This window comes from Paenibacillus sp. sgz302148, from assembly GCF_056120465.1.
Genome location: NZ_JBVYOJ010000020.1, coordinates 122,169 through 134,697, shown reverse-complemented (window position 1 = coordinate 134,697; position 12,529 = coordinate 122,169). Strand labels below are relative to the sequence as shown.

The following is a 12,529-nucleotide window of genomic DNA, read 5'->3' as shown; positions in this document are numbered from 1 at the left end:
CGAAGCTGCGCGCCGCGACCGCGCTCGTCGGCGACATCGCGGCGATGAAGTCGATCACGCGCGCGATGATCGACAAGGCCGCCCGGATGGAGAAGAGCGAATACACGATCGCGCTGTTCGGGGCGTTCAGCGCCGGCAAATCGTCGTTCGCCAATGCGCTCATCGGTGAACGGGTGCTTCCGGTATCGCCGAACCCAACGACGGCGGCGATCAACAAAATCGTGCCGCCGCGCGAGGATTGGCCGCACGGCACCGCCCGGGTGACGATGAAGTCGAAGAGCGCTATGCTCGACGATATCCGCTACTCGCTTACGGTGCTTGGCATCGAAGACGCGGAGCGCAAGACGGCGGACGACCGTCAGATGCTAGATTTGATCGGCAGTTTGACGCCGGAACAGCTAAGTCCAAGCGGCAAGCCGCATTATTCGTTCCTGAAGGCCGTCGAGAAAGGCTGGACGGCAGCAGTCGGGCAGCTTGGCACAGACGTCCGCGCCGATATGGCGCTGTTCCGCGATTATGTCGCGGAGGAAGCGAAATCATGCTTTGTCCAGCATATCGAGCTGCACTATTCGTGCCCGATCACGGATCATGGCATCGTGCTCGTCGATACGCCGGGAGCCGATTCCATCAATGCGCGCCATACCGGCGTTGCGTTCAATTACATTAAAAACGCGGACGCGATTTTGTTCGTCACGTATTATAATCACGCCTTCTCGCAAGCCGACCGGGAGTTCCTGCTCCAGCTCGGCCGGGTGAAGGAAAGCTTCGAGCTCGACAAAATGTTTTTTGTCGTCAACGCCGCCGATTTGGCGTCATCGCCGGAGGAGCTTGGCGATGTCGTCAAACACGTCGAAACGAACCTGCTGCAATACGGCATCCGATTCCCGCGCGTTTATCCGGTTTCCAGCTTAAACGCGCTTGATGCGAAGCTCACAGGCGACGAAACGGCGATGGAGCAATCCGGCATCGAATTGTTCGAGCGCGAATTCGTCCGGTTTACGATCGACGAGCTGGCGCAAATCGCCATCCAGTCGGCGGAGCACGAGCTTGTTCGTTCGATCGGCGTACTGGAACAATGGATCGCAACGGCAACCGCGAGCGAAGACAGCCGTGCGCAGCAGTTGATCGATCTGGAGAAAGCTTATGCCGAAGCGGTGAAGCGAGTGGAGCAGCAGTTGGAGACGGCCGAAACGAAGCCGCTGCAGCACGAGCTGCAGGAGCTTCTGTATTATGTGAAACAGCGTGCTTCATTCCGGTTCGGCGAATTGTACAACTTTGCGTTCAATCCTTCGTCCTTGCGCGACGACGGGCGCGATTTGAAGAAGGCGCTGCGCGGCGCCATGCAGGAACTCGTTCGTCTCGTATCGTACGATCTTTCGCAGGAATTGCTTGCGACAACGCTGCGGCTTGAAGTGTTCATGAACAAAAACGCAGGCAAGCTGGATGCGGCAATTAGCGAGAGCATCCGCGAGGGGGTAGCTTCGTTCAGCCCGGCCCAATACGAGGCGGCATCGTTCGCTACGCCGGAGGTCGATGAATCGATTGACGGCGCCGATGTTGACGACAGGCTATTATGGTCGAATTTCAAAAATCCGAAAGCCTTCTTCGAAGGCGAAGGCAAAGCCAAGCTGAAAGCGGAGCTGGAAACGATCGTCGGAGGGCGCGTTGCAGCTTATGCGGACCGGCATGCCGAACGAATATTCGAGCATTATGCAGCCTTATATGTCGATTGGGTTCGGCAGCTTGCCGATAAACAAAAATCGGCATTGGAAGAGCATGTGGAAGGGATGCGCATTTCCCTGACGGCGGCCATCGATTTGAACGATTTGCAATCGCGCCGTTCGCAGCTGCAAGCTCTTCTATCCTAACAAATCTAACTTTGATTCCGGCAATAGTCGGCCAGAAGGATGATCCATTCGTCCTTTCGGCCGACTTTTTATATCGAACGCCCCCGCTTTTTGAACCTCTCGAAATATGGTTTGTAAGAAATCGCGCATACCCCGACAACTTCCTATGTATTCCGACGATTTAAAAGATATCTGTGGATTCCTTCAAGGTTTTCTTGGGATACGTATGTTTACGCTGAAATATGCCGCTTTCTTCTCGTTGCCGGAATATGGGGATGATGCTAAACTGCATTAAGATTTTAAGAAAAAACCTTCACAAAATTGTCATGGGGTGAATTGCGGCGGCTGAAAACGTAAGGTCCAAGTCCGCTGCAAAAGGAGGAGAAGCCGGGTGGAAGTTTTTAGGCAGCTGAAGCAGTTTTATTGGTCAGAAAAGCGATTGTTATTCGGATCGATCATCGCATTAATGATCGCGACCGCACTAGGTCTTGTGTATCCGAACATGCTGCGGATTCTGATCGACGACGTCATCAAGGAAGAGAAATTCGAATGGGTGCCCTACTTGGCTCTAACGGTTGTAGGCGTTATCATCATCAAAGGCTCGATGCAGTTTCTACACGGTTTTTTCGGCGGACGGCTCGGCAACCGGGTTGCGTACAACATCCGGAACGCTTGTTATCAGAAGCTGCAATATTTATCGTTTCCGTATTACGACACGGCCAAAACCGGCGACTTGATGTCCCGTTTAACGGCTGACCTTGAGGCGATCCGCAACTTCGTCGGCTTCGGTTTTGCGCAAATTTTGAACATGTTTCTAATGGTCGTTTTCGGAGCGGCCGTGATGCTGTCGATGCAATGGCAGCTAACGCTCATTACGCTTGTATCCATTCCTGTACTCGTGTTCACGGTTCTTAAGTTCGAGAAGAAGATCCATCCGGCTTTCCGCGAGATGCGTAAAGCGATGAGCAACCTGACAACGGCGGTTCAGGAGAACATTACGGGTGTCAGAACGGTAAAATCTTTCGCCCGCGAACCGTACGAGATGGAGAAGTTCTCCACGCGCAGCGAAGAATACAAGTCGAACCAAGTCAACACGGCGTTTATATGGGGCAAATATTTTCCGGTGATGGAGCTGCTGTCCCTGTTCTGTGTCGTCATTCTTCTCGCGGTAGGCGGCAATCTCGTCATTAAAGAAGAAATGACGCTCGGGCAATTGGTCGCATTCTTCAGTATGATCTGGTACATTATCGGCCCGATGTGGGGCATCGGGTATCAAATCAACAACTATACGCAGTCGAAGGCGTCCGGCGAACGGGTACTGGAGCTGCTCAATCAATACGTGCACGTTCAAGACAGCGAGAAAGCGCTTAGTCTGAAACCGGAGCAAGTAAAAGGGCATGTACGTTTCGAAAACGTCACGTTTAATTATGCCGATAAAGAGCCTGCTCTGACTGACGTGAATATCGATGCGCCTCCGGGTACGGTTATCGGCTTGCTCGGCGGAACCGGCGCAGGCAAATCAACGATTATCCAGCTGCTGATGCGGGCGTATAACGTCAAAAACGGGAAAATCCTGCTCGACGGCCACGATATTAAAGATATTCAGATCGAAAGCTTGCGGTCCCAAATCGCAACCGTATTCCAAGAGACGTTCCTTTTCTCGGCGTCGATCCGCAATAACATCGCCTACGGTATCCGCGATGTTTCGATGGAGCAAATCGAGCGCGCCGCGAAGCTCGCTCAAGCGCACGACTTCATTATGGAGCTGCCTTTAGGCTACGATACGATCGTCGGCGAACGCGGACTCGGATTGTCCGGCGGACAAAAGCAGCGGATCGCCATAGCGCGCGCGCTGATCAAAAATCCGAAAATTCTCATCCTCGACGATGCGACAAGCGCCGTCGACATGGAAACCGAACATGAAATCCAGCAAGGCTTTAAAGAAGTGATGAAGGGGCGCACCACGTTTATTATCGCTCACCGGATTTCTTCGCTGCGCCATGCCGACGAAATTCTTGTGCTCGATAAGGGCCATGTCGTACAGCGCGGCACGCATGATCGGCTTATTCAAGTGCCGGGGCCATACCTGGATACGTACAACATTCAATATGCGGATCGACCGGGCGAAGAAGAACAGCCGGCGGAGGAAGTCCGTGAACGGAGGGTAGCGAACTAGCGATGTCACACGATACCGATTCCAAAGAACAACAGAGGCAAGCCCATCAAGGGCAAGCCGAGCAGCCGAAGGAAGAGAAACGGGAACGTTTCGTCTACCAGGACGACGAGCTGATCGAAAAGCCGTTCAACTGGAAGCAGCTCGGCAGGCTGGGCGCTTACATGAAACCATACAGCAAGCAGCTTCTTCCTGTCATTATCATCATGATGGTGCTCGGTACGATCACGCGGCTTGCGGTTCCACTGCTGATTAGCTTGGCGATCGACAGAGCGATCAGCCCGGCGGACGGAAGTCCCGGAGATTCGAACCTGCTGTACATTTATACTGGAACAATCTTGGTGTTATATATTATCCAATGGGCGGCGAGCACGTTCCGCATCCGTTATACGAACGTCATCGGGCAGCGGATCATTTACGACCTGCGCTCCGATTTATTCCGCCACATCCAGAAGCTGTCGTTCCGTTTCTTCGATAAACGTCCTGCAGGCTCCGTACTCGTGCGCGTCACGAATGACGTAAACTCCCTGCAAGATTTGTTCACGAACGGCGTCGTCAACCTGATGATGGACTGCGTGCAGCTTGTCGGCATTATCATCATTTTGCTCGTGATGAACTTTAAGCTGGGTCTTGCGGTCATGATTACCGTACCGCTCATGTTTATCGTATCCGGTTCGTTGCGCAAACGGATTCGTCTTGGCTGGCAGGACGTACGTATGAAGCAGTCTCGTCTGAATGCGCACTTGAACGAATGTATTCAAGGCATCCGGGTGACGCAGGCGTTTACGCAAGAGAAGGAAAACATCAAGTTTTTCGACGAAATGAACGAAGTAAACCGTCTTTCCTGGAACCGTGCGTCCATGTTGAACCAGACGTTCGGGCCGATTATCGAGATTACCGGCGCGATCGGAACGTGCATTTTGTTCTGGTACGGCGCCCATCTCATCGAAGTGAAAGAAATTTCGATCGGCGCGCTCGTTGCTTTCGCCAACTATGTGGGCAACTTCTGGGATCCGATCAACCGTCTTGGCCAAATGTATTCGCAAATGCTGATCGCCATGGCATCGTCGGAGCGGATTTTCGAGTTCATCGACGAGGAGCCGACGGTCGGCGAGAAGCTGCGTGCGCAGGATCTGCCGGAAATCGAAGGCAACATTCAACTCAGCAACGTCGTATTCGAATATGAAAAAGGTCGTCCCGCGCTGAAAGGCATTAACCTTGACGTTAGGGCCGGCCAATCGATCGCGCTTGTCGGACATACCGGTTCAGGCAAAAGCACGATCATCAACCTGATCTGCCGGTTTTACGATCCGGTTGACGGCGCGGTGCTCATCGACGGGCACGACATTCGCGACGTAACGATCCAGAGCTTGCGTTCGCAGGTCGGCATCGTGCTGCAGGATACGTTTATTTTCTCGGGAACGATCCGCGACAATATCCGTTTCGGCCGCCTAGATGCGACCGATGAGGAAGTGGAGCTCGCAGCCAAAGCCGTCAATGCGCATGAGTTCATCATGCAGCTGCCGGACGGCTACGAGACTGAAGTACAGGAACGCGGCAGTGTGCTATCGATGGGACAGCGGCAATTGCTCTCGTTCGCACGGGCGTTACTGGCCGATCCGCGCGTCCTCATTCTGGACGAAGCGACGGCAAGCATCGATACCGAAACCGAGCTCAAAATCCAGGAAGCGTTAAAAACGCTGCTGTTCGGTCGCACCTCGTTCATTATCGCGCACCGTCTGTCGACGATCCGCGGCGCGGACAAAATCGTCGTGCTCGACCACGGCCGCATTCTCGAGGAAGGCAGCCACCAGGAGCTCATGCAGCAGCGCGGCGTGTACTACGGCCTGATCGATGCGCAATACCGTTTCTTATCTGCTTAATCGAAATGAAACTAGACGTACTCTGCTCATTTGCAGCGGGTACGTCTTTTTTATTTTGACAAGACAAAACCCGCAATTGTGCAGTAATTATCTCCATGTTATCTCTAATCCTTAACCGTGTTTTATTTTTTCTCGGTACCCTATTTATGGTAAATTATGTTACAATCGTTACATGATTACCGTGAGGGGGAAGTGTGATGGGCATCTCGCAATTTGTATCCAAAGTCATGATACTCGGTATCGTATTATTATTTTCGTCCGGTTATACTGTCGCTTTTACGGAAGGGTCAGAAAAGTCATTGGATGTAAACAGCATAGCAAAAGTATCGTATAGTCAAGCCGATATGCAGTATAGCGCCTTGTCGGCCGATAGCGAGAAAGGCCGCAAGACGATCGATGAGATCGCCTCCATATACAATTCTATCGCGAACCGGCTCGCCGATACACAAAAAAAGGAGCATGAGCTGTTCGATACGTTTTTCGCCTCTCATATTGTGATCTCTTTAAAAGAAGGGAAATCGCTTGACATTTATGCGGCCTCCAGTTACACGTCCAATCAAATGGGGGTTTATGTCAATGACGGGGCGGATACCGTCAAGCAAGTAACAGATATATCGTTGGCGGAAAAAGCCGCAAAGCGGTTGATCGATTGCTACGCGAACTTCGATCCCAAAAACCACAGTTTTGGCGACCAGCGTGTTAAGTTAGGTGGTTACTTGCATATTTCCGGGAACGATGGACCGCAGGACGACGATGTTCGTATTTTTGTCATTCCACCGAAACATAATGGGAGCTTCACCAGACAGTTGCAGTCGAAAACAGGGATTGTTTATCCGTCCAAGCAAGCTTTGTTCGTTGGCAAGGGCAGGTCGTTAGCCGAAACATTCGATTTTAAGCAGGCACTTCCTCCGTTAGGCGTAGCGTTCGACGGGACATTGCAGGAGATTTACCCCGGCGAATGGACGATTTGTCTCGAATATGGCTCAACCTCCTGCACCGGTTTGACGATCTTGCCTAGCGACGGCACGCTGATGATGATAAACGGCGAACTTTCTCCAAAACCTCCCGAAATAAAGGTGAATAAAGGGATAACTTATATTTCAGCTCGTTCATTATCTTCCGCTCTACACCTCAACATTGAGTGGGATTCCAAGCGTAGACGGGTATTGCTCGACTCGCCGCAAATAAAGGCCGATACCATCAAATCCGCAGGTAAAAGCAAATCGATCGAGATCTGGGTTCGCGGCAAAAAACTTGATACAGACCCGCCGCCTCTATTGATCAAAGGCTCGGTTTATGTTCCGCTCCGAAGTATATCCGAAGCTCTAGGCTATAAAATCGAACAATACAAGCGCTCGAATTGTATTCGCTTGATCGGAGGTTCAAAGTAGATTGAACCTGCGCTTGCAAAAATAGCCGAAACCGTACAAAATGAAAGAATCTCAATAATGGAGGTCTTTAAGTAATGTACGGTTCCCCTTTATCTTCGAATGCGAAAAAAATGATGCTGCTCGGCTCCGGCGAGCTTGGCAAGGAGGTTGTTATCGAAGCCCAGCGGCTGGGCGTCGAGACGATCGCCGTCGATCGCTATGAGCATGCGCCGGCCATGCAGGTTGCTCATCGTTCCTATGTGATTAACATGCTGGATGCGGAGGAGCTTCGCCGGGTCATTGAAGCCGAGAGGCCTGATCTGATCGTGCCGGAAATCGAAGCGATCGCTACGCAAGCGCTTGTCGAGCTCGAGCAGGAGGGCTATCGCGTCGTGCCGACTGCAAATGCAGCCAGGCTCACGATGGATCGCGAAGGGATTCGCCGTCTAGCCGCTGAGACGCTTCAGCTGCCGACCGCGGCTTATGAGTTCGCGGACAGTTTGGACGAGCTGCGAGCGGCGGTTGCGAAGATCGGCACGCCTTGCGTGATCAAGCCGATTATGAGTTCTTCCGGTAAAGGCCAAAGCGTCTGCAAAACACCGGAAGATGTCGAGGCATGCTGGAACTATGCGATGGAAGGCGGCCGTGCGAAGCGGAATCGGGTGATCGTCGAGCAATTCATTCATTTTGATTCGGAGATTACATTGCTTACGGTCCGTTCCGTGTCAGGTACGACCTATTGCCAGCCGATCGGCCATATCCAGAAGGACGGGGATTACATCGAGTCCTGGCAGCCGCATGACATGACGGAAGCTCAGATTGCGGAAGCTCAGCATATTGCAGGTAAAGTGACGGAAGCGCTTGGAGGCTTCGGTATTTACGGCGTAGAGCTGTTCGTGGGCAAGGATCGGATTTACTTCAGCGAAGTGTCGCCGCGTCCGCACGACACGGGACTTGTTACGCTGGCGACGCAGGATTTGTCGGAGTTCGCCCTCCATGTGCGGGCGATTCTTGGATTCCCGATTCCCGGGGTTCGTCTGCTGACGCCAGGCGCCTCGCATACGCTGAAGGCAACGGAGGAGAGCCGGGAGTTCGCGATTGCAGGCGCCTACGATGCACTCGCCGTGCCGAACTCGCAGGTGCGCGTATTCGGCAAACCCGAGACGAAGGTCGGGCGCAGGATGGCGGTAGCTCTCAGTACGGCGGATGACGTCGAGACTGCGCGCGTGCAAGCGACGAAAGCCGCACAGGCGCTTCGCGTCGAGTATGTTTAATTCGGACGAACGATAATGAAACCGATTTGGATTGGCATCCTCTCCGCGATCTTTTTCACCTTCACCTATGTCTTGAACCGTTCGATGGCGCTTAGCGGTGGGAGCTGGATTTGGAGCGGTACGCTGCGCTATTTATGGATGGTTCCGATGCTGTGGCTTGTCCTTGTTTGCACGAGGACGGCGTTTGCGCCGCTTTGGAACGAGTTTCGGAAACATCCGATTGCGTGGATTGTTTGGAGCACGGTAGGGTTTGGGTTGTTTTATGCACCGCTATGCTTTGCTGCGGCTTATTCGCCGGGTTGGCTCGTCGCGGGGACGTTCCAGATTACGATTGTCTCGGGTTCCTTGCTCGCTCCTTTGTTCTATGAAACGGTGCAAACGGCGTCGGGGCCGGTCCGCGTCCGCGGCAAAATTCCTTTGCTCGGATTGCTGTTTTCCTTTGTTATACTGATCGGCATTGCGCTTATGCAGTTCAGCCAAGCGGAGGAGCTGACGGTTCGGGATATGCTGTACGGCATCGTGCCGATCGTCGTTTCGTCCTTCGCCTACCCGCTTGGCAATCGTAAAATGATGGATCTGTGCGGAGGACGGCTGCATGTAACGCAGCGGGTGCTCGGCATGACGATCGCCAGCGTCCCGTTCTGGCTCATCCTGATGATCTTCGGGCTCGGAACCGCAGGCCTGCCGTCGGCAGATCAGGTGGTGCAGTCTTTGCTTGTCGCACTTTTCGCCGGAGTCGTTGCGACGCTGCTGTTTTTTCGCGCGACGGATCTTGTACGGGGCGATATGCACCGGCTGGCGGCCGTTGAAGCGACACAGTCGATGGAAGTGTTATTTTCCGTCATTTTCGAAATTATTTTCTTGTATGCGATACTGCCGTCCGCCGTTTCTTGGGCGGGGATCGTCATCGTTATGGCCGGCATGGTGCTGCACAGCAAATATTCGCATAAAACCGCATGAACCTTTCCTTCGAAGCAGCCGGATTACGAGTTTCCGGCTGCTTCGATGCGTTCTGGGGAAAAGTTGCAAATTGACCGGAGAACCATTACAGTATGTAATAAATGGACTGGACGAGGGGGAACGGGCATTGAAATCTTCGCGTTTGTTGTGGAGGATCACCGGAATAGCCGGACTGATCACGACATTGATTTTATTGTTTGGGTTCGTTTATGCCGTGAGCGATATTTTGAATCCGTCAGCGGCGGCTCCGGACAATGTGCAAACTCAGCCGGTAGAGAAGGAACCGGCATTATCGGACAAAAACGAAATCGGCATTGTCGCCGTCGGCGATTCGTTAACGAAAGGCACTGGGGATGCGACTGGCGACGGGTATGTAAGGCAGGTCGTCAAGCAGCTGGGGAAGAAGCTGAACAAACCGGTCAAGTTGCTGAATAATTTGGGCATTAACGGCATGCGCGCCGATACGCTGGCGAAGAAGCTGGAGGAGCGGGGCTACGTGTATTCGCTTTCGCAGGCGGATGTGATCTTGCTTACGATCGGCGGCAACGATTTATTCCAAACGGCAACGGGCAGCATGAATCTGACCGCGGGGAGTATCGATCCGCAGAAGCTGCAGGCGCTTCTAACCGAAACAACGCCGCGTCTCGAGAAGGTTCTCGTTCGACTGCACGAGATCAACCCGAATGCGCGCATTATTTACATCGGAATGTATAACCCGTTCTACGATTTGGACGAAACGAGGGAGACGAACAAAACGATACGGGAATGGAACGACAAGGCGTTCGACGTCATCAATCGTTACCCGAACATGACGCTTGTCCCGACGATTGATTTGTTCCAGAAGACGCTGAAAGGATACATATCTTCAGATCATTTCCACCCGAATGCACTAGGATACGAAAAAATTGCGGAACGAGTCGTCCAAGTGCTGGAGTAGCATATTCTTACGAAGCGGCTTTCCATCGGAAAGCCTAGCAAATGCTTACGAAGCGGCTTTCCTCCGGAAAGCCTTCAGAGGAGAATCGTACAATGACAAAACCTCAAGAAATCGTATTATCGGTGAAGGATATCAAAAAATCGATCCGCGGCAAACAGATCATTAAGGGCGTATCGTTCGACGTTTACGGCGGAGAAATTTTCGGTTTTCTCGGTCCGAACGGCTCGGGTAAAACAACGACGATCCGGATGCTCGTCGATCTGATTAAACCAACGTCAGGCTCGATCCAAATATGCGGACATGACGTGAACCGCCATCCGGAGCGGGCGCTGCAATACGTCGGCAGTATCGTTGAAAATCCGGAGATGTACAGCTATTTGACGGGGTGGGAAAACCTCGAGCATTTTGCCGTCATGCAGCCGGGAATCACGGAGGAACGCATCCGCGAGGTCGTCGAAATCGTCGGAATGGATCAGCGGATTCACGACAAAGTGAAGACGTATTCCCTTGGGATGCGGCAGCGGCTTGGCATTGCCCAAGCACTTCTCGGTCAGCCGAAATTGCTGATTCTTGACGAACCGACCAACGGACTGGATCCGAAAGGAATCAAGGAGCTGCGCCAGTTCATTCGGATGTTGGCCGACCAAGGGATGAGTGTATTCGTTTCCAGCCATTTGCTGAGCGAAATACAACTGATGTGCGACCGCGTTGCGATCATCAGCCATGGACAGGTTCTTGCCGTCGGCGAAGTGGAGGAGTTAATCGCCCAATCCGGCTCTTACGTCATTTGGGACGTTGAACCGAAAGAAGCGGGACGCCTGTTATTGCAACAATCGGAGGGCGTAAAAATCATCGAAGACGGAGAGCATCGGATCGACGAGTCGGTACTCGCCGGCAAATTCGGCATCGTCACGGAAATGGATTTTGAGCTGACTTCAAGCCTGAATCGGATCATGATTCAGAACGGAATCGAGGTTCGGGCAATCCAAACGATCAGTCCGACGCTCGAATCGTTATTTTTGAATATGACGGAGGGCGAGCGCATTGACTAGTTTATATCCGTTGGTACGTAATGAAACGTTAAAAATCATGAAGAAAAAACGTTTCCTCGTAGTTGTTCTTATCCTTGCAGTCCTTATCCCTGTATTTACATACGCGCAGATGAAAGTAGCCCAGAACAATATCGAAAAGTTCGGTCAAGACTGGCGGCGCGAGCTGCAGCAGCGAATCACCGATATACAGAACACGCTTGGCAGCGACCGCGTCCCGGAGGAATGGAAGAAGTTTCGCCGCGTAATGGTGCAGCAGCTCCAATATTACCTCGATAACGACGTCAATCCGCAATCTCCGGATGGGGTCACGTTTACGCGCAGCTTCATGCAGAATGCAGTTACGCTTTTTATTCCGCTGCTGGTAATGTCGATCGCATCCGACCTCGTTTCATCGGAACGATCCACAGGTACAATCAAGTTGCTGCTTACCCGCCCGGTACGAAGGTGGAAAATTCTTGCCAGTAAGCTGATTACATTAACCCTATTCGTTTCCCTCATTGTCGTGACGACATTAATATTGTGTTATCTTATTTCCGGCGCCGTGTTTGGCTATAACGGATGGACGATGCCGATATTTACCGGTTTCCTCATTTCCGGCGCGGAAGTAAACGAGGCATTTGTTCACGCAATCCCGCAATGGCTCTACCTGCTTATGCAGTCCGGCTTGATTTGGTTCGCAAGCCTTGTCGTCGCTTATTTGGCCCTTATGGTGTCCGTTCTCGTGCGCAGTACAGCGGCGAGCATCGTGACGATGATGGCGACGATCATCGCCGGCATGATCTTAACGAATATGGCCTCGTCCTGGCATAGCGCCAAATATTTATTCATGGTCAATCTCGATTTAACCGACTATTTGGCCGGTTCCCCGCCGCCGATCGAAGGGATGACATTGACGTTTTCGCTGCTTGTTCTTGCGGTTTGGGCGATCGTTTCGCTTATTATCTCGTTCCGCGTCTTTACGAAACAGGATATTTTGAATTAAAATGGACAAGGATAAACGGCTAGCGTCTGTTTCCGGCGCAACGTTTGCCTT

The 12,529-nt window shown here is 52.4% G+C and carries 9 protein-coding genes; all 9 read left to right on the top strand.

Annotated features, from left to right (window positions below):
- Positions 1–1,868: dynamin family protein (locus AC0LWM_RS25850; protein WP_474677895.1), on the top strand; the 1,868-nt coding region annotated here is incomplete at its 5' end.
- Between the two features lie 370 nt (positions 1,869–2,238).
- The gene (locus AC0LWM_RS25845) at positions 2,239–4,023 is read left to right on the top strand and encodes an ABC transporter ATP-binding protein (RefSeq protein ID WP_474677894.1); all 1,785 of its coding nucleotides are present in this window, start codon (positions 2,239–2,241) and stop codon (positions 4,021–4,023) included.
- A 2-nt stretch (positions 4,024–4,025) separates the two neighbouring features.
- The gene (locus AC0LWM_RS25840) at positions 4,026–5,903 is read left to right on the top strand and encodes an ABC transporter ATP-binding protein (RefSeq protein WP_474677893.1); all 1,878 of its coding nucleotides are present in this window, start codon (positions 4,026–4,028) and stop codon (positions 5,901–5,903) included.
- Between the two features lie 197 nt (positions 5,904–6,100).
- Positions 6,101–7,294 (top strand): stalk domain-containing protein, encoded by a 1,194-nt coding sequence (locus AC0LWM_RS25835; protein WP_474677892.1) that lies wholly within the window; start codon positions 6,101–6,103, stop codon positions 7,292–7,294.
- Between the two features lie 74 nt (positions 7,295–7,368).
- Positions 7,369–8,547: a formate-dependent phosphoribosylglycinamide formyltransferase gene (gene purT / locus AC0LWM_RS25830; RefSeq protein WP_474677891.1), complete on the top strand. Its 1,179-nt coding sequence runs from the start codon at positions 7,369–7,371 to the stop codon at positions 8,545–8,547.
- Between the two features lie 15 nt (positions 8,548–8,562).
- On the top strand, positions 8,563–9,507 hold the full coding sequence (locus AC0LWM_RS25825; protein WP_474677890.1) for a DMT family transporter: 945 nt from the start codon (positions 8,563–8,565) through the stop codon (positions 9,505–9,507).
- 127 nt (positions 9,508–9,634) lie between these two features.
- Entirely contained in the window at positions 9,635–10,444 is an 810-nt protein-coding gene (locus AC0LWM_RS25820) for a GDSL-type esterase/lipase family protein (protein ID WP_474677889.1), read from the top strand.
- A 92-nt stretch (positions 10,445–10,536) separates the two neighbouring features.
- A complete protein-coding gene (locus tag AC0LWM_RS25815) occupies positions 10,537–11,496 on the top strand; it encodes an ABC transporter ATP-binding protein (protein ID WP_474677888.1) in 960 nt (319 codons plus the stop codon).
- The gene (locus AC0LWM_RS25810) at positions 11,489–12,478 is read left to right on the top strand and encodes an ABC transporter permease (RefSeq protein WP_474677887.1); all 990 of its coding nucleotides are present in this window, start codon (positions 11,489–11,491) and stop codon (positions 12,476–12,478) included. The genes AC0LWM_RS25815 and AC0LWM_RS25810 overlap by 8 nt, the downstream gene beginning before the upstream one ends.
- Positions 12,479–12,529 lie beyond the last annotated feature (51 nt).